This is a genomic window from Butyrivibrio hungatei NK4A153 (assembly GCF_000424465.1).
Lineage (GTDB): Bacteria > Bacillota > Clostridia > Lachnospirales > Lachnospiraceae > Butyrivibrio > Butyrivibrio hungatei_A.
Genome location: NZ_AUJY01000001.1, coordinates 448565 through 475500, shown reverse-complemented (window position 1 = coordinate 475500; position 26936 = coordinate 448565). Strand labels below are relative to the sequence as shown.

Genomic DNA, 26936 nt, shown 5'->3' with positions numbered 1-26936 from the left:
TTACTTATCCTCTTTTCTCTCTCTTATTATAAATCTAAGGGGTGTACCCTTAAATCCGAATGCTTCTCGGATCTGATTTTCTATATATCTCGTATAACTAAAATGCATGAGCTTCTTGTCGTTTACGAAGATAACGAAAGTCGGCGGCTTCACCGAAGCCTGAGTAATGTAATAAAGCTTTAATATCTTACCCTTGTCACTCGGTGGCTGCTGCATAACAACTGCCTGAGTCATGATCTCGTTAAGAACACCCGTTGAAACTCTGAGCGCATGATTTTCACTTACGATATCAATCATGTCATAGAGTTTTACAAGTCTCTGACCTGTCTGGGCAGAAATAAAGATAATCTCTGCATAGTTCATAAACGCCAGGGTATTCCTGATGTTCTTGGTAAATTCCTTAACGGAATGATTATCTTTTTCAATAAGATCCCACTTATTAACAGCTATTATTACGGCCTTTCCGCTCTCATGCGCAATTCCCGCGATCTTGGCATCCTGATCCGTAACCCCGTCCTCGGCATTGATAACAAGGATGGCAACATCAGCTCTCTCAACAGCTCCGACGGTACGGAGTATCATGTAATGCTCAAGTTCGTCCTTGACCTTACTCTTTCTTCTAAGTCCGGCCGTATCGATAAACGTGTACTTCTTACCGTTGTATTTAACATCGGTATCGATGGCATCTCTCGTAGTTCCCGCAATGTCGGAAACAATGAGCCTGTTCTCACCGATAAGCTTATTGATTATAGATGACTTACCTACATTTGGCTTACCTATGATGGCAATCTTTGTAGTGTCATCTTCCTCGTCATTTGTCGAATCCTTGCTGAAGTGACTTACAACTTCTTCAAGAAGATCGCCGATACCGAGCTTATTAACCGCAGAAATAGGGAAAGGCTCGCCTATTCCAAGGTTGTAGAACTCGTATACATCGAGCGAATCCCTGCTATAACTGTCAACCTTATTTACACACAAAACAACAGGCTTTCCCGATCTTCTGAGCATATCAGCCACTTTGGAATCAGAATCGGTAAGTCCCTGCTTTACATCAACCATAAATAAGATAACATCTGCCGTATCTATGGCAATCTGCGCCTGCTCTCTCATCTGTGAAAGGATAATATCCTTTGAATCAGGCTCGATACCACCGGTATCAATAAGAGTGAAGCTGTGATTAAGCCACTCAACGTCCTGATAAATTCTGTCTCTTGTAACACCGGGAGTATCCTGCACAATAGCAATCCTGCTTCCCGCAAGAGCATTAAAGAGTGTTGATTTTCCGACATTTGGTCTTCCGACCACCGCTACTATATTTTTTCTGCTCATGTGTTTTCCTTTTTTATATGTTTAATTCAAAAATGTATGCTCAACCGGAACACCGAATAACACTGCGGCAAGTTCATGCCCGTCGCATTTTGATATTCCGACATTGATATCAAGCTCTTTTTCGATATCTCCTATCTTAACATCATCAAGAAGATAATCCTCGCCGCTTCTAAGCAGATTCTCGGGAAGATACAACATTGTTCCAAGTTCCCTGCCTTTAAGCTGCTTTATTATATCCTGTCCGGTAAGAAGTCCCGAAACGGTTATCCTCTCACCAAAGAACTCATTGACTATCTCATATGTATGAACCTTAAGTCCCTTGCATACTTCCATAGCTCTCTCAGCCATCTGCTTTATGCACGGATAGACAAGTCTTCCGGTCGCAAGTGAGATTTCTCTTTTTACAGAATCTATTTCATCTGCATAATTATTAGTAAGCGCCTCCAGAGATTCTCCGAACTCATCAAGAAGAAGTCTCATCATTCCGACACCGTTCTCATACTGAATATAACCGTCATAGCGCTCAGCCTCGGGAAAATCTCTTTTCGCAAGGAAATACCACTCGTCACTTGCATGTATGAAATGAATGCCGTGCTCATCATACACTTTTTTCTGCCATTTTTCTATCATATCAATGACAGCGCACGCATCCTCATATTCAAACGGCTCAAGCGGATACAATCCGTCTCTGTACTTGGAAAGGCCAACGGGTACAACCGATACGCTCTGAAGATTCGGAATATACTTGGTAAGATCCGATATCGATCTCTCAAGCTCAGCTCCGTCATTTACGCCCTTGCACAAAACAATCTGGCCGTTTAGCTCAATTCCCGTTCCGGGCGCACACAGTTTGTCCACCTTTTTGAGAGCCTCACCGGCAAATCTGTTTCCAAGCATTTTGCATCTGAGTTCAGGATTGGTCGTCTGAAATGAAACATTGATAGGCGAAAGATGATACTTCAGGATTCTGTCGATATCCGCATCGGACATGTTAGTCAGTGTGACATAATTACCCTGCAAAAAAGAAAGTCTGGAATCATCATCTTTGAAGTACAAAGTATCGCGCATGCCCTTCGGCATCTGATCTATGAAGCAAAAGATACACTTATTGCTGCAAGATCTGTAGTTATCCATGAGCCCGTTATCAAATTCTATTCCAAGATCCTCATCAAATTCTTTGTCGATATCAAGGATCCACTCCTCGCCATCGCTCTTTCTGATAAGAACCTCCAAATGCTCATCCTGCACAAGATACTGGTAATCAAATATATCCTGGATATCCTGATCGTTTATCTTAAGCAGTGTGTCACCCGGCTCAATATTCAGTTCTTCGGCAATACTGCCCTCATCGACTCTGCCGATAAGGTGCCCTTTCTTTGAAACCATTTAAAAAATAACCTCATATTCTGCAGGATTACCCCAATAATGTATTATATATGAAATTCCTTGACTTGTCAGTAATCATAATGATAAAACAATATAGGAAGTTAAATGCTTCATAAAAATATAAACTTCATATTCCGAAGAAAGGAACAAATATGCCAGATTTTTCTAAACTGGAAACCTCTATTCCGGTAGCTCCGCTTAATTTAATTGTTATGGACTCAGCAAAAGAGCTGGGTGACAGCGTAGATCATTATATCGCGGAGTTTCGCCACAATCTTTACAAAATGCCTGAAAACGATCCCGCATTTCACGGCTATGTCAAGGACAGCTACAAGATAAAATACTGTCTTGACCGTTTCGGAAGCGGCGAAGCAAAAGCTGCTATCAATGAAAGCGTCCGCGGAAACGACGTCTATATTCTTACCGATGTATGCAATTACAGCATTACTTATAAAATGTATAACTACATAAATCACAAATCTCCCGACGATCACTATCAGGATCTTAAGAGAGTTATCGGCGCCCTTACGGGAAAGGCCAAGAGAATCAATGTCATCATGCCCTTCTTATATGAAGGAAGACAACACAAGAGAAACGGCATGGAATCTCTCGACGCGGCTCAGATGTTTAAAGAGCTGTATGACATGGGCATTTCAAACTTCATCACTTTTGATGCTCATGACCCGAGAATCTCAAACTCAAAACCTCTCGGAGGATTTGACAACTTCCTAGCTTCATACCAGTTTATGAAGGCACTTCTCTCACACATTGATGACCTTATCGTAGACAAAGATCATCTCACTGTAATCAGTCCTGATGAAGGAGCTCTCGACAGAGCCGTATACTTTGCAAACGTTATCGGCGCAGATACAGGTATGTTCTATAAAAGACGTGACTATGCCCACGTTGTAAACGGAAGCAATCCTATCGTTGCACACGAATTCCTTGGTTCTGATATTTCAGGAAGAGATGTTATCATCATCGATGATATGATCTCATCGGGATCAAGTATGATCGACACAGCCAAGCAGCTTAAGAACATGGGTGCTAAGCGAGTATTTATCTGCACTACATTTGGTCTTTTCACAAACGGAATGGATAAGTTTGATGAGGGATATGAAAAGAAATACTTCGATGCGGTAATTACTACAAACCTTACATATATGGATTCCGAAATAACAACAAGACCTTATATATTTATTGCCGACATGGGCAAGTTCCTTGCAACGATCATCGACTTCTTAAATCACGATGCCACAATGCAGAGCGTTAACATGCCTACAGAAAAGATCCGCGAGATCGTCGGTAAGTACAATTCAGGATGCAAGACTCCCGGCGAATTGTTCGACTGAAGATAAGCAAAACCTCCGACTTTTCAAGTAAAATTGAAAAACCGGAGGTTCTTTTTTATTTGAAATTCCTTGTTCTTATTGTTCTACACAATCAAACACTATCACTACTTTAAAAAGATCACCGTCAAGTCTTATATCAAACTCTCCGCCCTGTGCGATTGTGAGGTTCTTTGCGATAGAAAGTCCAAGTCCGCTTCCTTCCGTTGTTCTGGACTCATCTCCTCTTATAAATCTTTCCGTCAGTTCATCCGCACCGATATCAAGCTCGGATTCAGAAATATTCTTGATTGAAAACTCAACTTTCTTATTCTTACTATCTTCTGTGATATAGACCATATCCATATATACTCTGGTTCCCGGAAGAGCATATTTGCAAACGTTATTCAAGAGGTTCTCTATAACTCTCCAAAGATGCCTTGCATCTGCGCTTATGCACATGCTCATATCTTCATGTTTAAATATCGGAGTAAGTGTGTGAGTCTCAAACTTCTCATAGAATTCGCCTATAGTCTGATTTATAAATTCAACAAAATCAATGGTTCCAAGCTGAATGCTTATATTTCCCGAACTTATCTTAGATGCTTCTACCAGGTCTTCTGTGAGCTGTTTAAGCTTCTGCGACTTGGTCTCAAGAACCTCGACATACTCTTTTACCTTCTTATTATCGATATTCTCACGTTTGATAAGATCGACATAATTGATGATCGAAGTAAGTGGTGTCTTGATATCATGAGATACATTCGTGATAAGATCGGCCTTTAGCTTCTCATCCTTCATGCTTGTATTAACCGCGATCTTAATTCCTTCGCCGATTGAATTGACCGCTTCAGCAAGATTTACATTGTCGGAATGAAGGTCCGTCACATCAACTTTAGCACTGACATCACCTTTTTTAATATTCTCTATGACATGAATTATCCCTTGCCTGTCATAATTCTGTCTGTATAAATAAAGTCCTACAAGCATGTCAAAAAATCCGGCAATAACTATTCCAAGAATTCCTATCCTGAAAAGCAGGAAATTGAGCACAACAAACAGTGCGTACGGACCCCATGTCCTTATGATCACACTGCCGTTGTTCGTGGTATTTAGAATCATCTCCCTAAAGATTGCCACGATTTTTTTCAAAAAGCTGTCTTCCCAAAGAACCTTATCTTTTCCCTTTTGCACAAGTCCGTATACAAGAGAAAGAAGTCCTATATCAATAACGACAGATGACACCATTCCGTAATACGGGAACAGCACATGTCTGAATATCTTGTCGAAACTTACATTCCAAGCAGTCATAACAGCGCCGACCACAATAAACGGAATAGCCATCAAAAGCGCGCAAACAAGCAAGAGTATTTCCGTCGGAATTCTCTTTTTACCATAGACAAGTTCTTCTCTTACAGGGATCTTTACGATATATACCGTAAAGATGATCAGATAAGAAAGAATCGCAAGTCCGCAGACAATGTAGATCTGGCTTCGATAAGGCATGTATTTTGAAAAGCTTGCCTTTCCTTTTGTAAAATCATCGGATGCCGGATATTCCTTTGTATCCACTCCAAGATATACCTTGATCTGGTCGGGATATGCATAGCCGTATGTGTTGATAACGGATCTTACCGTGTTCTCATTTATAAGAGTGTCGGTCTCATATTGGAATTCGTAAGGACAGTAGTAAATATATCTTCCGTATCTCTTAAACTTTTCAAGAATATTAACGCCTATTGTCTCGTTCTTGAGCTCTTCGACATTGGTATAGACTTCCGTCTTACCGTTGATCATTCTGGTAATGTAATATCTTAAATTTGAATTCTGGTAGCTGTAGTAATTGATAAGCTTTCCGTATTCCGCAAAATTCAGCGCAAGATTGTTCGCCGACTCTTCGACATACGAAGCCAAAAGATTGTAATCTTCCCATGTCGAAACGATATTCTCAATATTTTTTCCGTCGACAGTCTTGTATCTCTGCGTAAGTATATTGTATGTTCCGCCTTCAGGCGCAGAATTCCCCGATATGGTAAAAATCAAACTGTTATCATCAAGCTGCGAACTGAGATAAGAGTTCATACCACCTGATACCACGTTGTTCTTAAGATGTGTATATGTTGTTACGGGACTCAAGAACTTACTGCTGTCTTCATCGGTAAATTTGAGAGTTTTATATTCAAAACCGCTCTTTCCCCAGTTTAAGAGATCTGCAAGGTAATAATTTGCGGTAATATAATCTCCCGGTAGAACACTTCCCTTACTGGCATATGCGGTGACATCGATAACCTTCTTGCCGTTATACTGTCCCTTAGTCTCAAGCTGGGTTCTTTCCGCAACAAGCCTGAATACATTCGACATATTGTTTCCAAGGATGTTGTTAAAAAGATATGACTCCTCATAGCTTCTGCTTTTATCGGACTCATAGAGGTTGTAGGAAACATCTTTTCCCGCACTGTTAATAACAACGCTGGTTCCGACAACCGAGTATATAATGATAAATACAACAAAAGCAGCCAGAATATGCTGTATTATGCGCATTGTCACGCTATATCTAAAGCCTTTTTTCCTCATACAACCTCATCCTCAACCTTGTATCCTACTCCCCATACAACCTTAAGGAATTTGGGATCTTTGGGATTTATCTCAATCTTTTCACGAATATGTCTGATATGAACCGCGATCGTATTATCTACGCGAACCGCGGAATCATGCCATATCTGCTCATAGATCTGATTTATTGAATAAACCTTTCCCTTATTTTTTACAAGAAAAGCAAGGATATTGTATTCAATAGGTGTAAGTCTGATGCTCTCACCGTAAACAAAACATTCCTTGGAATTATCGTCAATCACAAGTCCGCCCGCCGAATACACATTTTCCTTTTCCACCATGCGTCCGAGAGATACATATCTTCTGAGATTGGACTTAACTCTTGCGACGAGTTCCAATGGATTGAAAGGCTTTGACACATAGTCGTCAGCACCGATGTTAAGCCCGAGTATCTTATCGGAATCTTCGCTCTTTGCGGAAAGAAAGATAACGGGAACGGTGCTGAATTTCCTGAGCTCTTTTACAAAATGGATTCCGTCCATTCTGGGCATCATGATATCAACTATCGCAAGCTGAATCTCAACTTTCTTCATAACTTCGATAGCTTCTATGCCGTCATATGCCTTGTATACCCTAAATCCCTCCTGTTCAAGATAAATCTCAATGGCATCAACTATTTCTTTATCATCATCACATACTAAAATGTTTTCCATATCAACCTCACAACAAATTATTCTGTTTCATCCTTAAGTGACAAAAATGCGCACAGATTACCCCTGTTATCCTTATGAACTCTGTGCGAGAACAAAAGATCCGGATTGCATCTGGTGCATATATCGGTAATAAGTATATTTTCAGTTTTAACACCGCTCTTTATAAGCGTATATCTAATGGCATTCCACAGATAAAGCCTGAATTTTCCGTTCGGATACGGAACAAGGATTTTTTCTCTCTCAAGTTCTTCCTCAGTATAATTCTCGGCAAACTCATCCGCAACATCGCCGCCGATCTCGTAGCATTCGCCGCAAATAGAAGGTCCGACGGCGCAGATAAGGTCAACAGGATCCGTTCCGTATTCCCTTGTCATTGCTTCGATCGTTCTTGCGGAAATCTCACCTTTTGTTCCCTTCCATCCCGAATGAGAAAGGCCTATAGCCTTTTTGACGGGATCGATAAAGAATACCGGAGGACAATCCGCATGGAACGTTGATAAAATAATCCCCGGAATATTCGTGATAAGTCCGTCTATATCCGTATAATCGCGAAGTTTTGCAGGGCCTTTACCCCTGTCTTCTTCCGTAACTTTCATTACATTTACGGTATGCGTCTGGAAAGTGCACACAAAATCATCGAGCTTTTTCCCGTGTCCCAGGACTTCTGAAATTCTCCTGTAATTCTCATCTACAGCTTCTTTTTCATCTCCACGTGTATAGCTTAGATTCATCTCGGAAAAGCATCCCTTTGAAACTCCGCCGAGCCTTGTACTAAACAGATGATCTACAATTCCAAGTTCTTCTATTTTAGGAAAAACAAGGTAATGAACACCTTTCTTTTCCCTAAGCTCCATTGTCTTCTCGCCGCCGCATCTCTTTATGTCAATATATCTGATCATTTAAATCTCCAATTTCTTCATTTCTTCAATTTAATACGTATTCAAAGGCATTCTTAAGCCAGTTTACATTAAGTGTTCCTCCTTCGGAAGCATTAACTGCAATTACATCATACCTTATCGGCGCATCAAAATCCGCTCCGTTCATCTTAATATAAACGTTCGAAACTTTGCATATGGTTCTCTGTTTAGTATAACCCACACAATCAAGCGGATTGCCGTAATCGTCTTTTTTCCTGTATTTAACTTCTACAAAGCAAAGATATTCGCCGTCTCTTGCAATAATATCAATTTCGCCCTGTCTTGTCCTAAAGTTTCTCTTTATGACCCTGCCACCTTTGTTTTTAATATACTCGGCAGCAATATCCTCATAAAAAGTTCCCAAATCTCTTTTATTCATAATAACTTATTTCTAACTTATTTCTATCTTTGAGACTTATCTTTTGCCTTAATTTTATCCATTGCATCGACAAAGACAAGAATCTCCGCCACAACCTCATATAACTCAGGAGGGATCATCTCTCCAATTTCCAGCTTTGAAAGCGTATCCGCAAGCTTACTGTCCTCATGAACCGGGATTTTGTTCTCCTGAGCCTGCTCAATGATTTTCTCGGCAAGTGCGCCCTTTCCCGAAGCAAGTACTACGGGTGCCCCGTTTTCATTGGGATCATATCCCAGAGCGACGGCGGTTTTTACTTTTTTGTTTTCATCTTTATCTGCCATAGTTACGCCCTCGCATCAAACGAAGCTGTGGAGATCACAGACATCTTATTAACATCAAACATCTCATTCACAGCCATGTCACCTTCGTCCTTATCATCATGAAGCATCATCTTGACCTGCATGGTATATCCGCGCTTTTCAAGCCTTTCGTTGAGGATATGGATATTGTCATTTATAAGATCAAGAACGCTTTCATCCATGACATAGAAGTTTGTGGAAACCTTATTTTCCTTCATCTTAACAAGCACGTCAACAGGCCCGAGATTATCCATATCAAGATGCAGAACCGCACTGACCGAACCGTCCTCGCTGACTCTTTTGTTCTTATTCCTATAGACGTAAAGATCGCCGTGCGCTTCCTGTCCGCTCATCTGAAGCGGCAGCTGAACATACTGAAAGATCTGATTAAGCTGATTCATAAAATCAAGGTTGTTCTGCATATTGGTCACGGTGCTTCCAAGTTTTGATTCAGCGCCCAGTGTATTCGTGATCGTATCAGACATGCTCTTTAGCTGACTTCCCAGCTTTTGATAAAGCGAAGTCACATTGTCCTTCTTCTCGACATCAAACGGCTTAAGAAGCCAATCATCAGCTATGGCATTCTTCAATATCTTTCCGAATTCTTTATGTGAAAAGAGATCCTTAAAAAGAGCTTTAGTCTCATCCGACATGTTCTCTGTGTCCGAGAGCATGAATGACAGTTCTTTTAACAACTCTTTTCCGTCAAACTTGACATCCGTATTTTCGTTAAGAGAAGCCGCCAAATATCTCTCTGTTATCTTTGGGGAAATATTTAAATTGTTAAGTTTTTGTACGAAATCTTCCTTCGAAATGTCCTCAAAAGGCATTTTTTCAGAATTTTTTGTAAACTCGTCAGCCCTTGCCACATCTAAAGAAATGACACCCCTATCATTTTTATCAACAAACTTATCTACATTATCCACAGATGAATTAGCGGTAACACCTGTCTGTTCTCCCGACATCTTTTCACTGCTTTCAATATTCGGTGAAACATTAACCGCACTTTCTTCTGCTTCGTTTTGTAAAGAAGATGATCCGGTTGAAACAAATTCATCTATGATTCCTTTATAAAGATTAAGAGCCTGATCAATCTTTCCTTCCGATGCAAGCGCATTAAAAGCCTGCGGAAGTTCGTCTGCAAATTCCTGCATCTCGTTTATTACCTGATGCTCATAATTCTTGTAGTTTTGGTACTGTGAAATATTGTTTTCGGTAATTGGAATATCAAGACTCTTCATCTCAACAAGTGTTGAAATAGAAGCATTCTGAAAAGAAGAAACCACATTGTTCATATCACGGAGCGCATCCTTATTTATCGGAAGGCCTGATTTCATCATACTCTCGACCATAGCAACGCTGTCACGTGTAATCGCTATGCCCGCAGCATTTAATGCTTTCTCCGTGCTTAAAGAAACTGCCGTGTTTTCAAAAAGAGGGGTAAGAGAAACTCCGTTTTTAGACAAGGACTTAACAGCAAAATTCAATGTCTGTCCCTGCCTAAGCCCCATATCCTCAGAGAGTTTGGCGCGTATAACATTATCGCCCAGACTTATATCGGCGTATTTCTCGCCGTTTTCCTCAGCTACGGATACAACCGTTCCCTGAATACTGTCGCCCGCCTTAAGCTCGACCGGCTTACCTTCGGCAGGCTGTAATTTAGTCTGAACGCCCTCAACGGTAATCGTAGTATTTTGTTGTGATACATTTAAAATACCGCTCATATAAAATTCCCTATAAAAGATCTGCGATGAATGGGACAAGGGCCGTATTTCTTTATGGCGTCGATATGCTCTTTACTTCCGTAGCCTTTATTCGAATCAAATCCATACTCGGGATATTCTTCCGCGTACTTTTTCATGACTCTGTCTCTCGTAACCTTGGCAATAATACTTGCCGCCGCGATCGACGCACTCTTTGCATCTCCCTTTATTATAGAAATCTGCTTGTACTCTTCAAGCTGGGGAATATGCACCGCATCGATCAAAAGAGCTCCGGGTTTAACGGAAAGCTCGGAGACCGCCATAGTCATCGCTTCAAAAGTTGCCTGCAAAATGTTTATCTCATCTATCCTTTTTTCGGATGCATGTCCTATGCCCACCGCTACAGCTTTTTCCATTATTTCAGAGTATAACTCTTCTCTCTTTTTTTCGGATAATTTCTTGGAATCGTTAATATATAAAATATCAACATCCTCGGGAAGAATTACAGCCGCAGCATATACGGGTCCCGCCAAAGGGCCCCTTCCTACTTCGTCAATTCCGCAAAGAAGACCGAACTGCCTGTTCTCATTTTCAAACTTTCTCATTTCCTTGAGTCTGGCAAGTTCTTTCTCTATAGAATCAATGCGCTTTTTTGCCGTATCAATAAGTTTACGGACACCCGCTCTCTCATCACTTTCATACGTGGCAATAAAGCTCTTAAGCGCATCGACGGTAACAGATTCATTTAGAACGCTCTTGATGTCATTAAGAGATTGCATTACTTTACTCCCCCGATTTTATCAAAGGGGAATATCCTGCAAACAACTCTTCCAAGGAACTTATCCTTGCTGATATTTCCGACATTTTCAAATCGGCTGTCCATACTTCTGTTTCGGTTATCTCCCATTACAAAGTATTCATCATCTCCGAGAACAACGTCGTTTATTGCCACTCCCGGATCCTCGATTACTTCATTTCCGTAGTTTTCCTCAAGCTTCTGACCGTTTACGAAGATATTACCTTCTTCGTCAATCTTTATAGTCTCGCCGGGAAGTCCGATTATTCTCTTCACAAAGAATTCCTTTCCCTGGTTGCCATGCTCATAAGGAAAAACAATTATATCAAATCTCTTTGGTGCACTGAATCTGTAAGAAACCTTCTCAATGATAAGGCTGTCGGCATCCTGCAACGTAGGCTCCATTGAATGTCCGACTACACGTGTCCTCTGTGCAACAAAAGTTATAAACAAAAAGGTAAGTACAAAAACAACTGCAAGATACAATACTGTACTCAGTATTTCTTTAAATACATTTTTCATTTCCACGGTCCCACTCCTTATATTGGTTTTACTGCGGTCTTTCAAGTGATATTCTGCCAAGCTTGCCATTTCTGAAATCATCAAGAAGAAGAGCCGCAGCTCTGTCGATGTCAGGTTCCGCTCCCTGCTTAAAGCATTTTCTGTTCTCGGCTATGGCAGATAGAATTGCACTATAATGAGTAGCATACTGCCTATTCTCAAGTTCTTCAACCTGTTCGTCAGTAATGCCGTACTTGTCGGGAATAGCGTTCTTGTAATTAACTTCAAGGATCTTAATAAGCTCACATGCAAGCTCACACACATCAAGATTCTCGTCATTCATGGATCCGATAAGTGCAAGGTGAAGACCTACAGTCTCGTCCTCAAACTTAGGCCACAAAATTCCCGGAGTATCGAGAAGCTGCATATTCTTTCCAAGAGAGATCCACTGCTTTCCCTTAGTAACACCGGGCTTATTACCCGTCTTGGCAGATGCCCTTCCTGCAAGCTTATTTATAAAAGTCGACTTGCCGACATTGGGAATTCCGGCAACCATCGCTCTGATAGGTCTTCCGACAATTCCACGCTTTTTATCTCTCTCTATTTTCTCGGCACAGGCTTTCTGAACCAGATCTTTTACCTTGGCTGCCTCATTTCCGGTCTTGGAATTCATCTCCATTACCAAGGTCTTGCCATCACTAAAAGCTTCCTGCCACTTCTTCGTCACGGAAGGATCGGCAAGATCTGCTTTATTCAGTATAACAAGCCTGTACTTGTTTTTTCCAAGTTCATCTATATCGGGGTTTCTTCCTGCTGCAGGTATTCTTGCATCAGTCAGTTCTATGATAATATCAATAAGTTTGATGTTTTCCTGCATCATCCTTATTGCCTTTGTCATATGCCCCGGGTACCACTGATAATTCATATAACCACCATTTTCTTATATGTTTTCTGTCAATTGATAAATCCGCCGGATCTGCTACCGAATCTAAGCTTAAACCACGCTTTACCGACAATCATATTATCTTTTACAATTCCGATATTAGGACTTCTGGAATCCTCACTGCCGTTTCTGTTATCACCAAGAACAAAATATTCTCCGCTACCGAGCGTGATCTCATTATTGGCAATGCCTCCATTTTCCATTTTATCATAATTATCTTTCTGAATGTTTCCGTTCACATAAAGTTCTCCGTCAATTATCTGAACTCTGTCTCCGGAAGTAGCCACAACTCGCTTAACATAGTAATGAGAATTCACATTTCCGTTTGGCAAAAAAACTATCACATCATTCTTCTTTGGTCTAAAAACCTTATATGCGGTTCTGTTCACGAGTATTCCCTGTCCGTTTGCAATCGTATCTTCCATCGAATCTCCGACGTTTCCGATTCGTGTTCCGTAAAAATGAACGATCACAAATGCAAGCATAATAGCAATACAGGTTATAATGATCCAGGAAAGGATCTCTTTTAACAGCTTGGGTGTAATAACTCTTTTTTTCTGATAAAAAGAAAGTGTTCGCTTTCTTCGAAACTTAAACATATATGATCCCCTATTATAGAAAAAAGGCAATTACTACTAAAAGTAACTGCCTTTCCTAACCAATTATCTGGTAACAAGTTCCTTAACCTTAGCCTTCTTACCTGTAAGACCCTTAAGGTAGTTAAGCTTAGCTCTTCTAACCTTACCTCTTCTAACAACCTCTACCTTCTCAACGATAGGTGAGTGAAGGGGCCATGTCTTCTCAACGCCAACACCATAAGATTCTTTTCTTACTGTAAATGTTGTACGGTTGCTTCCACCCTGGATCTTCTTAACAGTTCCTTCGAAAACCTGTACTCTTTCACGGTTTCCTTCCTTGATCTTAGCGTGTACTCTTACAGTATCACCTGTGTTGAACTGAGGCGCATTAGCGTTCAGCTGCTCTTTCTCGAGCTCTTCGATAATTGTACTCATATCTTTTCTCCTATTAAATGGACGTTCTTAATACAAAAACTTAGTAACAGAGGACCGTCTGATTTTTACAACGCAAAATATAATAACACGAAATCATAGCAAAAGTCAACCCAAAACATCCTTAGGGCCGAATCTTTCGGGCAACATCTGAGGCAAAGTATAAACTTTGTACTCTTCTTCCGACTTTGCGATTATTATTAAAAAATCATCATCGCAGAATTCGCTCATAACCTGTCTGCAAACGCCGCAAGGGAAACAATACTCAAGTTCCTCTGCATCTGATGCACCTCCGATAATGGCTATAGCTGTAAATTCCCTGACATTTTCGCTGACAGCCTTGAAAAAAGCTGTTCTCTCAGCACATATTGTAGGCGTATACGAGGCGTTTTCTATATTGCACCCCGTATATATCTGTCCGTTCCCGGCAAGAAGAGCCGCTCCGACATTAAACTTTGAATAAGGAGTATATGAAATCTTCCTCATTCCGGCAGCTTTGGAAATAAGCTCTTTTATAATCTTCTCATCCATAACAACGCTTCCTTTTATCTGGATCCCTTATCGTAAGGAATGCCCTCAGCCTTAGGTGCACGAGAATTTGCAGATGTAAATGCAAGCACGATAAGTGAGATGATATACGGCATCATGTTGTATACAGAGCCGGGAATATTCAGTGCCGCAAGGAAATCAAAGCCTGAATATACATTTGAAAGAGCTCTGAAGAATCCGAATAACAACGCTGCAAGTCCGATATTTACAGGTTTCCACTGGCCAAAGATCATAACCGCAAGTGCAAGGAAACCAAATCCTGCAACACCGTTCTCAAACTTCCACTCACTTACGCCGGCCGTAATATAAACAATTCCGCCCACACCGGCAAGCATACCGGAAATAAGAACTCCTGCCCAGCGCATGGTATATACGTTAATACCTACGCTGTCAGCAGCCTGAGGATGCTCACCGCAGGCCATGAGTCTTAATCCGAATCTGGTCTTATAAAGTACCATATATGCACAAACAAGTGCCAAGAAAGCTATAAGCATAAACCAGTTAAACTGGAACTTTCCGATACTTACAACAAGTGCTTTCTTTGCTTCAACGTACTGTACGGTCGAAGATACGTTATTGGGATCTTCAATAATATTGATAGACTTTGCAATAACCGTTGCGGCAGCTGCAGCAAGCAGATTAAGCGCTGTTCCTACAAGAGTCTGATCAGCCTTAAAGTTAATGCAGGCAAAAGCAAGAAGCATTGAGTAAACCGCACCACACAATACCGAGATCAAAAGTACAGCCAATACGATAATAATCTTAGGAAGTGAAGGATCTATATACTTAAGTGTAAGCGCTCCTCCGAGAGCTCCCATAACCATTATTCCTTCAAGTCCGAGGTTGATAACACCAGAATGCTCCGAGAAGCATCCGCCAAGAGCTACGAGTATCAAAACCGAGGCAAACAAAAGTGTATATTGAAGAAGTAATACCATTATTTGTTACCTCCTTCTGCATTATTCTTTTTATTTCTGATCCTGCTGTTTAAGAAGAACTTAAAGAAAAGTACAAAACCGCAGAGATAGATGATGATCGCCGAAATAAAGTCGGAGATCTGTGAAGGATATGCATTCTTATCAATATACGATCCTCCACTTGTAATATGCTGTATGAAATATGAAGCAAAAATTGTTCCGATAGGATCGAGTCCTCCGAGGAACGTAGCAGCAATACCGTTAAAGCCCATTCCCGGAACCGATGACTGTGTTACAGACCATTGCTCATATCCTGTAAGGAAAAGGAATGCAGCTCCGATTCCCGCAAGTGCACCGCCGATAAAGAGTGTCAGAATGACATTTCTCTTCTCTTTCATTCCGCTGTACTTTGCGGCATCCTTAGCTATTCCGGTTGCTTTTATCTCATAACCGAAAACCGTCATGGAAAGAACAACCTTAAGAAGAATTGCAATAATAACAGCAAGCGGGATTGCTATGGTAACGTATTTGTTATTAGAAAAGAGCTTTTCAAGACCAAGTGACGGTAAAACTGCCGAAGCATTTGTCTTCTCAAGCGAGACCGTATAAGGGCTCGAAGCCTCTTTTACACTAGTAAGTATCATATTAACCGAATAAAGGCCGATCCAGTTAAGCATGATACCCGAAATAACTTCATTAACATTAAGATATGCCTTAAGCACTCCTACGAAAACTCCGTATACTCCTCCTGCAACAAGTGCTGCCAAAAGACATACATGCCAAGGAAGTCCAAGTTTAAGTGCGCAAAAAAGTGATGCTCCCGCTCCGACTACGTACTGTCCGGCTGCTCCAATATTGAAAAGACCTGCCTGATAACAGAACTGGATTGAAAGAGCGCACATAAGAAGCGGTGCCACCTTTACAAGTGTATTACCGCAATACTTAAGCGCAGCTGCCTTTGTAGGGTAAGTAAAATAGTTCTTTATAATTGTTATTATGGCATCCGTAGCACCTTGTGCATTTATAAAAAGAAGTGCAATATAGCCGATAAAAAGTCCTACAATTATACAAAGAAGCGATGCAATAATTGACTGAACGGCGGGCTTAGACAAAAAGCTTTCTTTTTCAGCCGTTTTCTTAATCTCTGCTGACATTATGCACCTACCTCCTTTCTTTTTGCTCCTGCCATGTAGAGTCCGAGTTCTTCGGGAGTTGTCTTCTTGGGATCAAACTCTCCCACTATCTCTCCTTCATACATGACAAGTATTCTGTCTGAAATGCTCATAACTTCTTCAAGTTCAAGCGAAACAAGAAGAACCGCATGGCCTTCATCTCTTCGTGCAATAAGCTGCCTGTGAATATATTCGATGGCACCTACATCAAGTCCTCTTGTAGGCTGAACCGCAATGAGAAGATTGGGATCTTTATCAATTTCTCTTGCAATAATAGCCTTCTGCTGGTTACCGCCGGACATACTTCTTGTTACCGTTTCAGCCCCCTGGCTCGAACGGATATCATACTGCTCAATAAGTTTATCCGCATATTTATTGATATCTTTCTTTTTAAGAAATCCGAACTTCGAACTAAACTCAGGCTCAAAATATCTCTGAAGAACAAGATTATATGCAAGCGAATAATCAAGTACAAGCCCGTGTTTGTGTCTATCCTCGGGAATATGACTCATTCCGCTTGTAGAACGCTCTCTTATGGAAGCATGAGTAATATCTTTTCCGGAAAGTGTGACATTACCCGAAGTAATATTTTCAAGTCCCGAAAGGCCGTAAACGAGCTCTGTCTGGCCGTTTCCGTCAATACCTGCGATACATACGATCTCGCCTTCTCTTACATCAAAAGAGACGTTCTTAACCGCATTATTCTTATGAAGCTTTGAAGGAACCGTCATATTCTCGACATGAAGAATAACTTCGCCCGGAGTCTTGTCTTCCTTTGTTGCGACAAGCTGTACATCACGGCCGATCATCATTCTGGAAAGCTCTTCCTGATTGGTATCGGAAATATTAACGGTACCGATATATTTACCTCTTCTCAAAACGCTGCATCTGTCTGCAACAGACATGATCTCAGCAAGCTTATGTGAGATAAAGAGAATGGACTTGCCCTCTTTGGCAAGATTCTTCATGATCTGCATAAGCTCATCTATTTCTGCGGGAGTAAGAACCGCCGTAGGCTCATCAAAGATAAGTATCTCATTATCTCTGTAAAGCATCTTAAGGATCTCGGTTCTCTGCTGCATACCGACAGTAATATCCTCAATCTTGGCATCGGGATCGACTTTGAGACCGTACTTCTCAGAAATCTCCAATATCTTCTTTCTTGCCACGTCCTTTTGTAAAAAACCGTTCTTGACCGTCTCAACACCCAAAATAATATTATCAAGAACAGAAAAGCACTGAACAAGCTTAAAGTGCTGATGAACCATTCCGATACCAAGGTCGTTGGCATCATTGGGATTGTTTATCTGCACTTCCTTTCCGTCCTTTTTAATCACGCCTTCTTCAGCCTGATACAAACCAAAAAGCACACTCATAAGAGTTGATTTACCGGCTCCGTTTTCACCCAAAAGAGCATGTATCTCGCCTTTTTTCAGCTGAATGGTAACGTTGTCATTAGCGATAATACCCGGGAAACGTTTTGTTATACCAAGCATTTCAATAGCATATTCGCTGTTTTCTGCCACTTTTGTCTCCTCCATTAAATTTTGAATCTTCGTAAAATAAAACCATAAATTGGTAAAAAGGACCGGAAGACTATGAATCTGCCGGTCCCTGTCAGCTTATAAGCTGTAATAAGTAAAATTACTTGATGTTACCCTGGAAGTTGATCTTGATGTTCTCAGCAGAAGGCTTCTCAGCACTTGTGTCATTGGAAACTTTGACTGTTCCGTTTGCCATGTCAGCAACGAGCTTGAGATAATCCTCTTTCTTAAATGTGTCGTTCCATAAAGTTGTTTCCTCAGGAAGTCCTACATAGTTAAGAGAAGTATCATCACCGGATACAAGACCAAGACTTGAGATCTTTCCGGCATATTCATCCCACTTACCGCCAACGATTGCTGTAAGAAGTGTATTAACTGTTGCCTTAAGTCCCTTCATAGCTGAAGTAACAGTCATGCCCTTACCGAACTTTCCGTCGATTGTTGCAGCCTGGTCAACGTCAACACCGATAACCTTGCCGTTTGCCTTAGCAGCTGCCTCACCTGCAGAAGTAAAGATACCACCGCCGCAAGCAAATACAACTTCTGTTCCGCCCTGATACCATGTATCCATAGCAGCTGTGATATCAGCATCACCGGAGAACTGGTTACCGTAAGCATAATTAAGAGAAACATCAGCGCCTAACTCTTTAGCGGCAGCGTCAGCACCCTGAACGAATCCGTAACCGTAACGCATAACAGCGGGAACTGCCATTCCACCAAGGAATCCAAGCTTTGTATATCCCATCTTTACAGCAGCATATCCTGCCATATATCCGGGAAGCTCTTCCTGGTATACTGCAGAAAATACATTGGGATATGTCTCGTTATTGAAGTCTGAGCTTTCACCTTCAAGGTCAAACTCAGATACGTCAAGAGCTACAAATTTAACATCGGGATACATTTCAGCTGTCTCTACGATAGCTTCAGCGAAAGCATATCCCGGCATAACGATTACATTATAACCATCGGCTACTGCCTTATCGATCTGAGCTACTCTCTCAGCTGTTGAATCGCCTTCAGGCTTGTAATATGTGAAACCGAGTTTGTTTTCGTCACAAAAAACCTGACAAGCTTCATATGTTGACTGGTTGAATGACTGGTCTGTGATGTCGCCGTAATCTGTTACCATTGCAACTTTGATGTCGCCGGCAGGTTCACTTGCATCAGCTGCATCTGCGCTGTCTGCCTTAGCTTCAGTTGCTGAAGTCTCGGTTGTTGCGCTTGCATCGGGTGCCTTAGAACCACATCCAGCAAGAGAAAATACCATTGTTGCAGCCATAATTACTGCAAAAATTCTTTTTTTCATAATTATCCTCCATTGTTTATAATGAAAAAAATTTATATAAAACCTTATTTGGTTTTATCCATAGCAATCAGGCTCTTAATAGCCTCTATCGTTGTCTTATAGACAATTTCCATATCATGAGCCTGTGGATTGGAAAGACCTTTTTTTGCTCTTTCCTGATTCGCTACAACCAGAAGAACAGCTCCTGTTCTGGCTCTTAAATAACTACCCACAATAAACAATGTTGAAGACTCCATCTCAGAACAAAGTGCACCGCACTTGATCCAGGCATCCCATTTATACATGAGTTCCGGTCCTACGGGCTTTGTCTCGGGTTCATGCTGTCCAAAGAAAGAATCTTTGCACTGTGCAACGCCCACATGATACTTTGCTCCTGCTTTCTTAGCTCCGTCAACAAGCGCAGAAACAACATCAAAATCAGCCACGGCTGGATATTCTATAGGAGCATATTCCTTAGATGTCCCCTCCGCTCTGATGGCTCCGTTTGCAATAACAATGTCACCGCCTATTACATCTTCCTGCATTCCGCCGGAAGTGCCCATTCTTATAAAGGTATCAGCTCCGCAATTAGCAAGCTCTTCAATAGCAATAGCCGTTGAAGCGCCTCCGATACCATGAGACATAACCGTAACCTTCTCACCGCACAATGTGCCTGTATATGTATTATATTCTCTGTTATATGCTATAAATTTAGGATTGTCAAAAAGTTTAGAAATAGATTCACATCTTCCGGGGTCGCCGGTAAGGATCACATACCTGCCGACATCGCCTTTCTTGACGTGCGTATGATACTGATAACCTGCACCTTCAGTATAATCAACCATAAAAAAATCCTCACACAATATATAGTGCCAGATAAAAAATTAAATCACAAAATAATTATAGAGCATTATCTGTAAAAAGTCATCAACTATAAATTAGTTAAAATAATCCTTCCATTACGTGAATTACGATCCTGCCATTCTTGGTGTCAATCTCTTTAACACAGTCCTTTATCGCAGGAATATACACCTTCTCCACACCATCCTCGGGTGTCATTTCATATACATCATTTGCTCCTGTCTGAATAACATCAGAAAGAACTCCAAGTTTTTTTCCATCCTCATCAACTATATCAAGTCCGACAAGATCAGCAACATAATATTCTCCGGGAGCAAGTTTTATCGCATCCTTTCTTGAGATCGTAAGCTCACATCCGCGGAACTTCTCAACGTCATTTATATTGTCGAACTGTTTGAACTTTACAATAACGAACTTCTTAAAAAATCTGGCGCTCTGAACATCAAGTTCAAGCTGCTCGCCTCTGTTTGTATGAAGTGTCACTTTCTTAAGTTTTTTGAATCTGTTTGGATCTTCGGTCGTGGGAAAAACATTTACCTCACCGCCTAAACCGTGTGTTGAAGCTATTACTCCCACCTGGAATCTGTCTGTCATAAATTATCTCCATCATTCTCAGAATCTTTGACTGCTTCAGCATTTGTCTGAGCTTCTGCGCTCTTTCTGCGTCTTTTCTTTTTCTTTTCAACGGGTGGATTCTCTGAAAGCCACTTCTCATAGAGATCGGGACGTCTTTCCTTAGTCCTCAATATGGACTGCTCAAGTCTCCACTCATCCACTTTTTTATGATCTCCCGAAAGAAGGATCGGCGGAACTTTTTTACCCATCCACTCCTCAGGTCTTGAATACTGAGGATATTCCAAAAGATTGTTGTTAAAGCTGTCTGTCATAGCAGACTCATCATTATTAAGAACTCCCGGAACAAATCGTGATATTGCATCTATCATTACCATTGCCGGAAGCTCACCGCCTGTAAGAACATAATCCCCGATAGAGATATAATCCGTCACTATCTCTTCAAGAACTCTCTCATCGACCCCCTCGTAATGTCCGCACAAAAAAACGAGATTTTCTTCCTGCGCAAGCTCTGTTACAATGTTCTGATTAAAAACCTTACCCTGCGGAGTAACATAGATGACTCTCGGAGCCTTACCGTTTTCTTTTTCAATCCTGTTTTTGATATCTATATAGCAATCATATATCGGCTGTGCCTGCATAAGCATTCCGGCACCGCCTCCGTATGTATAATCGTCAACTTTATGGTGTTTGGTATCATTTGAATAATCCCTGATATTAACAGCATTTAATCTTATAAGCCCTTTTCCCATAGCTCTTCCGATAATGCTGGAAGAAAGGCAATCTGTTACCATCTCAGGAAATAACGTCATTATATGAAAATTCATACTCGTCCCAATAATTTAGAAAATAGAATAATTGTTTTGATTAAAAAAGAGCCGAATAAGATTTTCCTATTCGGCTCAATATTTCCGGCAGCCTTAGACGATCTCAACGTCAACCTTAAGGTTTTCTCTGGTTGAAGCCGCCTTAACTACAGAACGTATAGCTTTTGCTATACGGCCCTGTTTGCCAATTACCTTGCCCATGTCTGAAGGTGCAACATGAAGCTCGATCATAATATTGCGCCCGTCTTTTTTCTCGGAGACTACAACTTCACTCGGATTGTCAACAAGCGCTTTTGCGATTACTTCGACTAACTCTTTCATTGTTTATCCTCCGGCATAAGTAATTACATGTACAAAAGTGTGATTACTTGCTAATTCCTGCCTGTCTAAACAACTTAGCAACTGACTCTGTAGGCTGTGCACCGTTAGCGATCCACTTCTTTGCAAGCTCCTCGTTAACCTTTACTGTGCTGGGATCTGTATTAGGGTCATATGTTCCGATCTCCTCGATGAACTTACCCTGTACAGGGAACTTTGAATCAGAAACGATAATTCTGTAGAAAGGAACCTTCTTCTTACCAATTCTCTTTAATCTGATCTTTACTGCCATTTTTAAACTTCCTCCGTAAAATAATGAAATTTATTGTTTTTTATATGTATAAAACAGCTGCTCGCTGCATGACATATCAAAAGAATTTGTTCTTACCGAATCCGCCGAGGCCACCGAATTTACCAAAGCCGCTTCTCTTGCCTCCCATGAGGCCGGGCATCTGCTTCATCATCTTCTGCATCTGCTCAAACTGCTTGATAAACCTGTTTACATCGGCAATATCATTTCCCGAACCCTTAGCGATCCTGAATTTTCTCTGTGGATTCATAAGCTTGGGATTTCTTCTCTCCTCAGGTGTCATGGAAAGAACGATTGCTTCCATCTTTGCAAGTTTCTTCTCATCGGGAAGCTGGTCATCGCTTATCTTGCCCATACCGGGTAGCATTCCCATTATTGAAGAAAGACCGCCCATATTGCGCATCTGCTTCATGCTCTCGAGATACATCTCGAAATCAATCTTGCCTTTCTTCATCTTGGATGCCATCTCTTTGTCTTTTTCGATATCGCGTTCAGCGTTTGCCTCAACCGCCTTATCGATAAGACTGAGCACATCACCCATGCCTAGGATTCGGCTTGCCATTCTGTCAGGATAGAACTGCTCAAGATCTGAGAGTTTCTCGCCCATACCCACATACAAAATAGGCTTCCCGGTAACAGCCTTTGTTGAAAGAGCCGCACCACCTCGTGAATCACCGTCCATCTTTGATAAGATGATACCGTCGATTCCGACTTTCTCATTAAACTCTGATGCAACATTGACGGCATCCTGACCTGTCATGGCATCAACTACAAGAAGTGACTGATGAACTTCAATTGCTTCCTTGATGTCGCAAAGTTCCTTCATCATTCCTTCATCTATCTGCAACCGACCGGCTGTATCGACGATGACAACGTTATTGCCATTCTTCTTAGCCTGGTCGACAGATGCTTTCGCAATATCCACAGGACTTACACCGGTACCCATGGAAAAGAAATCCACCTGCTGTTTCTCAGCATTTATCTTGAGCTGATCGATAGCCGCAGGTCTGTATATGTCGCATGCTGCAAGAAGCGGCTTTCTGCCTTTTATCTTGAGCTTTCCTGCAATCTTGGCTGCAGTTGTTGTCTTACCTGCACCCTGAAGACCGCACATCATGATGACTGTAATCTTATCAACCGGAAGGAGTTTGAGCTCTGTTGTCTCGGATCCCATAAGTGCAGTCATCTCTTCGTTAACTATCTTGATAACCATCTGTCCGGGATTGAGGCCGTTCAAAACATCCTCGCCCACAGCTCTTTCCTGTACGGAAGCAACAAACTGCTTAACCACCTTAAAGTTTACATCCGCCTCAAGGAGAGCCATCTTTACTTCTTTAAGGGCAGCCTTAACGTCTTCTTCCGAAAGACGTCCCTTACCTCTTAAATTCTTAAATACGTTTTGTAATTTATCTGTAAGACTTTCAAAAGCCATTAATTACGTAAGCTCCTCTATAATTTTGCCCGATAAGATCCTGAGATTCTTCTTAAGTTCATCACTTGATATCTCATCGGCTTTATCCGAAAGTTCCTTGAGAAATTCAGCATCCTGCTTGATTGCTTCAAACCTCTTTATCATGTGAAGCCTGTTCTCATATCCCTGTAATGTCTTGGTGCATCTCTTTATGAGATCGTGCACTCCCTGCTTACTGATACCATGTTCATCGGCAATCTCTGTAAGAGACATATCTTCGTAAACCGCGGCCTCGTATATACTTTTCTGATGATCGGTAAGAAGCTCGCCGTAAAAATCATACAACAAGCCCTGCTCTACGATTTTTTCCATAGAATTCCTCTTCTCTACCAGTTGCACAAATGTTATATTATATCAAACAAAAATAGGTGTCAAGTATTTTTTCTTGACACCTATATCTTCACCTCAGAAGGCAGGATTCCCAATTGATTCTTAAATGCGCGGCTAAAAGATGAATAATCCTTAAATCCGCACTCGAGACATGCCGTCGTTGACGGAACTCCCGACATTATAAGATTCCTTGCAAGCAGAATTCTTTTTTCGGAAATATAACGGTGAACCGAATATCCGGTCTCACTCTTAAATATCCTCATCATATGATATTTACTGAGATAAAACTTATCGGCGATTGAATCTATCGACAGATCTTTTTGCAGATTCTCATTAATATACTCGATTATCTCGATAACCTTCCTGTTGAACCTTGCTTCGGGCCTGAAGCCAAAATCCTCGGAGATGCACGCCTTATTAAACTCTATAAGTGTTGTGATCACATCGATCTTAGCCGTAAGTTCGCCCGCATATTCGGTATCTTTTATCTTGATATCCTCTTCTGCCTTAAGAAGCATATCATAGATGTGGGCACTTGTTCCCGAATTAAAACGGACAACATAGCTCTCAAGCTCCTTTGCCTTCATAAAAGCATCAAGAAGCCCAAGTTTTTCAAGAAACTCAGGTTTAAGATACAAAATGATTCTGTCATAATCGTCCTTGCTCTCGACAACCGGCTTATGTATATCAAATCGGTTTACAAGCACAAAATCGAAGGGCAAGAGCTCATACTCTCGTCCTTCGATCAAATACCTGACATTACCTTTCAGAATCAGGATTATCTTGTAAAAATCATGATAGTGAAAGTCAATATCTGAAGTTACCTTATCGGAAATATGAAAATACTTAAAATCGCTGTCCAAGTATCCTCTCTGCTCATATTCCGTTATATTATCTGTCTTTTTCATCATCAATACTCGGTAATACAAATGTTAAGGTCAACGTTTTTCTCAATTCCGGGTACTTTGCCCGACGCTGTATACTGCCAGATGTTAAAGTGATACGGATAATAAAGAGATGAGTTGTACTGTGCAAACCATATATCTCTGTTATCAACGTTCTCCGCGTTCATAAGAACAGTGAACGACAAAAGATTGCCGTATACCATGGACTTATATCCCGCTTCTTCAACTCTGTTGCAAAAAACATTTGCAACCTCTTCATATTCTTTTGCCGAAAGATTAAGTGTTCTGGCATTGTCTGAATCAGCCGATTCAATATCTATAACAACCGGATATGTTATCTTATAGGGCTTGATCATCTCGATAACATGATTGGCCTCTTCAAGCGCTTCTTCCTTGTTGATTGCCTGGGAGTAAACATACACTCCGACATCAATTCCATTCTCCGTCGCACCCTTGATATTATCCTCAAAAGTCTCATCATCAATGATAAGACCTTCGGTTATTCCTCTGTAGCATGCCCTTATAATAGCAAACTCAATTCCGGCATTTTTTACCTTAGCCCAGTCAATCTTCCCCTGAAACCTCGATACGTCAATTCCGTGCTTGTACTTAAAATCTTTCTTCTCACCTTTGTACTGAAGAAAGCCCTTGTCATCAAACTCAAAATCATCGGGTTTAAAATCATGGTGCGCGATCTTGTCACTTATGGGGAAGAAATAATATCTGTTGTTTCTTGCAACAACAAGCTCATCGGGGAAAAGAGACTTAAAAATTGAATTCGGTCCTTCTCCTTCTTCGAGTCTTTTCTTGATATCTTCTTTAAGAGCCCTGTCCGCATTTTCCGCAGCCTCTATCCTGGCTTCTTCAATACGACTGCCCATTTCGCCTTCTGTAAAAAAGTGTTCCTTGTCCATAGTGTCAAGCTCACTTTTCACAGCATCAGTCTCTCTCTGAAGAGATGCGTTCTTTATAAGAAGAACGATACTGAAAGTAAGCGTCATGATAGCGACAAGGCTCATAAAAATAATAGACAACGTATTACGGGCGCCGCTTGCTCCCTTTTTTTCTCTTGAATCCGGAAGGTTATTACTCATAATCTCTACATTCTCTCATCAAAATAGCTCTTATAGCCTTCTCCGAAAATCTCGCTAGCACTCGTAACGATCATGAATGCATTTGGATCTTCATCTCTGACGACATCTTCCGCCATAGGTGAAAGCCTTTTTTTAACTGCACACATAATAACTTTTTTCTTTTCTCCGCTATACGCTCCCTGTCCGAAAACGTGAGTCGCACCTATATCAAGTTCCTCCAAAAGCCTTGCCGTTATGGCATCCGGGTTGTCCGAAATAATATAGATAAGCTTTGCTCCGTCTCTTCCGTAAAGCACAATATCAAGAATAAAGGACGTGATCATTACAGAAAGGAAGGAGTACATAGCAGCGGCTACATCATTAAATACAATCGCCGCAACAAACAATACTCCGATATCTGTAAGAATATACAAAGCGCCCGTTTTGACATGCGGATACTTAAGTCTGAGAATCTTTATAATTACATCTGTGCCTCCGCTTGTTGCATGGCATTTAAAAATGAGGCCTATTGCAATTGCAGTCAAAGCACTTCCGAATGTAACACCAAGAATCTTATCTCGGATTACATAATCAAAAAAAAACTTCGTGCAAAAATCGGTGAAAATTGAGATCATCGACGTTGCATAGATTGTTGAAATCGTAAACCTCATTCCAAATTTCCAAATAGCAAGAATAAGGATCGGAATATTCATCAGCCAGAACCAAAGACCTGTTCCGATTCCCACAACTCGGTTAAGAACAATGGCAAGTCCCGTAAGACCACCCGGTGCTATATCGTTTGGATCGATAAGCATACTTGTTCCAACTCCGTAAAGCAAAGCCCCAAAGGTTATTATCAGATACTCAATGCACCTTCTTTTTGCACTAATTGTTTTACTCAT

Annotated in this window: 29 protein-coding genes; 1 reads left to right on the top strand and 28 read right to left on the bottom strand. The window is 41.1% G+C overall.

Features of this window, described 5'->3' with window-relative positions; genetic code table 11:
* Both der and G628_RS0102155 read right to left on the bottom strand, forming a co-directional pair.
* Window positions 1–1329, bottom strand: coding sequence for a ribosome biogenesis GTPase Der (gene der, locus G628_RS0102160; RefSeq protein ID WP_026654942.1), 1329 nt, complete (start codon window positions 1327–1329; stop codon window positions 1–3).
* Between the two features lie 21 nt (window positions 1330–1350).
* The gene (locus G628_RS0102155) at window positions 1351–2715 is read right to left on the bottom strand and encodes a DUF512 domain-containing protein (RefSeq protein WP_027208331.1); all 1365 of its coding nucleotides are present in this window, start codon (window positions 2713–2715) and stop codon (window positions 1351–1353) included.
* A gap of 152 nt (window positions 2716–2867) precedes the next feature.
* Here G628_RS0102155 and G628_RS0102150 point away from each other — a divergent pair, with 152 nt between their 5' ends.
* Complete coding sequence (locus G628_RS0102150) at window positions 2868–4067, top strand: ribose-phosphate pyrophosphokinase (protein WP_027208330.1); 1200 nt, start codon at window positions 2868–2870, stop codon at window positions 4065–4067.
* 75 nt (window positions 4068–4142) lie between these two features.
* On the opposite strand, the gene G628_RS17880 is transcribed toward G628_RS0102150, so the two are convergent.
* From G628_RS17880 to G628_RS0102020, 26 genes are all read right to left on the bottom strand, one after another.
* Window positions 4143–6584 carry a sensor histidine kinase gene (locus G628_RS17880; protein WP_196803688.1) on the bottom strand — a complete coding sequence of 814 codons (2442 nt, stop codon included), beginning with the start codon at window positions 6582–6584 and terminating at the stop codon, window positions 4143–4145.
* A 29-nt stretch (window positions 6585–6613) separates the two neighbouring features.
* On the bottom strand, window positions 6614–7309 hold the full coding sequence (locus G628_RS0102140) for a response regulator transcription factor (protein ID WP_026666724.1): 696 nt from the start codon (window positions 7307–7309) through the stop codon (window positions 6614–6616).
* Window positions 7310–7326: 17 nt separating this feature from the next.
* Entirely contained in the window at window positions 7327–8208 is an 882-nt protein-coding gene (gene pgeF, locus G628_RS0102135) for a peptidoglycan editing factor PgeF (RefSeq protein ID WP_034500511.1), read from the bottom strand.
* A gap of 25 nt (window positions 8209–8233) precedes the next feature.
* Window positions 8234–8605 (bottom strand): YraN family protein, encoded by a 372-nt coding sequence (locus G628_RS0102130; protein ID WP_027208328.1) that lies wholly within the window; start codon window positions 8603–8605, stop codon window positions 8234–8236.
* A gap of 23 nt (window positions 8606–8628) precedes the next feature.
* A complete protein-coding gene (locus G628_RS0102125; protein ID WP_026654948.1) occupies window positions 8629–8928 on the bottom strand; it encodes an EscU/YscU/HrcU family type III secretion system export apparatus switch protein in 300 nt (99 codons plus the stop codon).
* Window positions 8929–8930: 2 nt separating this feature from the next.
* Window positions 8931–10670 (bottom strand): flagellar hook-length control protein FliK, encoded by a 1740-nt coding sequence (locus G628_RS0102120; RefSeq protein ID WP_026654949.1) that lies wholly within the window; start codon window positions 10668–10670, stop codon window positions 8931–8933.
* The gene (locus tag G628_RS0102115; protein WP_027208327.1) at window positions 10667–11428 is read right to left on the bottom strand and encodes a ribonuclease HII; all 762 of its coding nucleotides are present in this window, start codon (window positions 11426–11428) and stop codon (window positions 10667–10669) included. Before G628_RS0102115 ends, G628_RS0102120 begins: the two co-directional genes overlap by 4 nt.
* Entirely contained in the window at window positions 11428–11967 is a 540-nt protein-coding gene (gene lepB, locus G628_RS0102110; RefSeq protein WP_027208326.1) for a signal peptidase I, read from the bottom strand. Before lepB (G628_RS0102110) ends, G628_RS0102115 begins: the two co-directional genes overlap by 1 nt.
* A 28-nt stretch (window positions 11968–11995) precedes the next feature.
* The gene (gene ylqF / locus G628_RS0102105; RefSeq protein WP_026654953.1) at window positions 11996–12871 is read right to left on the bottom strand and encodes a ribosome biogenesis GTPase YlqF; all 876 of its coding nucleotides are present in this window, start codon (window positions 12869–12871) and stop codon (window positions 11996–11998) included.
* Window positions 12872–12900: 29 nt separating this feature from the next.
* Window positions 12901–13488, bottom strand: coding sequence for a signal peptidase I (lepB, locus tag G628_RS0102100; RefSeq protein ID WP_026654954.1), 588 nt, complete (start codon window positions 13486–13488; stop codon window positions 12901–12903).
* A gap of 63 nt (window positions 13489–13551) precedes the next feature.
* The gene (gene rplS / locus G628_RS0102095; RefSeq protein WP_026487880.1) at window positions 13552–13902 is read right to left on the bottom strand and encodes a 50S ribosomal protein L19; all 351 of its coding nucleotides are present in this window, start codon (window positions 13900–13902) and stop codon (window positions 13552–13554) included.
* Between the two features lie 105 nt (window positions 13903–14007).
* On the bottom strand, window positions 14008–14430 hold the full coding sequence (gene cdd, locus G628_RS0102090; RefSeq protein ID WP_027208325.1) for a cytidine deaminase: 423 nt from the start codon (window positions 14428–14430) through the stop codon (window positions 14008–14010).
* A gap of 14 nt (window positions 14431–14444) precedes the next feature.
* Window positions 14445–15386: an ABC transporter permease gene (locus tag G628_RS0102085; protein ID WP_026654956.1), complete on the bottom strand. Its 942-nt coding sequence runs from the start codon at window positions 15384–15386 to the stop codon at window positions 14445–14447.
* The gene (locus G628_RS0102080) at window positions 15386–16519 is read right to left on the bottom strand and encodes an ABC transporter permease (RefSeq protein WP_034500509.1); all 1134 of its coding nucleotides are present in this window, start codon (window positions 16517–16519) and stop codon (window positions 15386–15388) included. Before G628_RS0102080 ends, G628_RS0102085 begins: the two co-directional genes overlap by 1 nt.
* Window positions 16519–18033 carry an ABC transporter ATP-binding protein gene (locus G628_RS0102075; RefSeq protein ID WP_081670533.1) on the bottom strand — a complete coding sequence of 505 codons (1515 nt, stop codon included), beginning with the start codon at window positions 18031–18033 and terminating at the stop codon, window positions 16519–16521. Before G628_RS0102075 ends, G628_RS0102080 begins: the two co-directional genes overlap by 1 nt.
* Window positions 18034–18181: 148 nt before the next feature.
* Entirely contained in the window at window positions 18182–19387 is a 1206-nt protein-coding gene (locus tag G628_RS0102070; RefSeq protein ID WP_027208323.1) for a BMP family ABC transporter substrate-binding protein, read from the bottom strand.
* Window positions 19388–19431: 44 nt separating this feature from the next.
* A complete protein-coding gene (gene udp, locus G628_RS0102065) occupies window positions 19432–20211 on the bottom strand; it encodes a uridine phosphorylase (protein ID WP_026654961.1) in 780 nt (259 codons plus the stop codon).
* 97 nt (window positions 20212–20308) lie between these two features.
* Entirely contained in the window at window positions 20309–20821 is a 513-nt protein-coding gene (gene rimM / locus G628_RS0102060) for a ribosome maturation factor RimM (RefSeq protein WP_026654962.1), read from the bottom strand.
* Entirely contained in the window at window positions 20818–21627 is an 810-nt protein-coding gene (gene trmD, locus G628_RS0102055; protein ID WP_026666715.1) for a tRNA (guanosine(37)-N1)-methyltransferase TrmD, read from the bottom strand. Before trmD ends, rimM begins: the two co-directional genes overlap by 4 nt.
* Before the next feature lie 93 nt (window positions 21628–21720).
* On the bottom strand, window positions 21721–21948 hold the full coding sequence (locus G628_RS0102050) for a KH domain-containing protein (protein ID WP_026512873.1): 228 nt from the start codon (window positions 21946–21948) through the stop codon (window positions 21721–21723).
* Window positions 21949–21991: 43 nt separating this feature from the next.
* Window positions 21992–22237: a 30S ribosomal protein S16 gene (rpsP, locus tag G628_RS0102045; protein ID WP_026512872.1), complete on the bottom strand. Its 246-nt coding sequence runs from the start codon at window positions 22235–22237 to the stop codon at window positions 21992–21994.
* A gap of 76 nt (window positions 22238–22313) precedes the next feature.
* Window positions 22314–23687 carry a signal recognition particle protein gene (gene ffh / locus G628_RS0102040; RefSeq protein WP_027208322.1) on the bottom strand — a complete coding sequence of 458 codons (1374 nt, stop codon included), beginning with the start codon at window positions 23685–23687 and terminating at the stop codon, window positions 22314–22316.
* Window positions 23688–23690: 3 nt separating this feature from the next.
* A complete protein-coding gene (gene ylxM, locus G628_RS0102035) occupies window positions 23691–24038 on the bottom strand; it encodes a YlxM family DNA-binding protein (protein WP_026666713.1) in 348 nt (115 codons plus the stop codon).
* Window positions 24039–24118: 80 nt separating this feature from the next.
* On the bottom strand, window positions 24119–24967 hold the full coding sequence (locus tag G628_RS0102030) for an AraC family transcriptional regulator (protein WP_081670521.1): 849 nt from the start codon (window positions 24965–24967) through the stop codon (window positions 24119–24121).
* The gene (locus G628_RS17875) at window positions 24967–26055 is read right to left on the bottom strand and encodes a glycoside hydrolase family 25 protein (protein WP_051198956.1); all 1089 of its coding nucleotides are present in this window, start codon (window positions 26053–26055) and stop codon (window positions 24967–24969) included. Before G628_RS17875 ends, G628_RS0102030 begins: the two co-directional genes overlap by 1 nt.
* A 5-nt stretch (window positions 26056–26060) precedes the next feature.
* Complete coding sequence (locus G628_RS0102020) at window positions 26061–26936, bottom strand: YitT family protein (RefSeq protein ID WP_027208321.1); 876 nt, start codon at window positions 26934–26936, stop codon at window positions 26061–26063.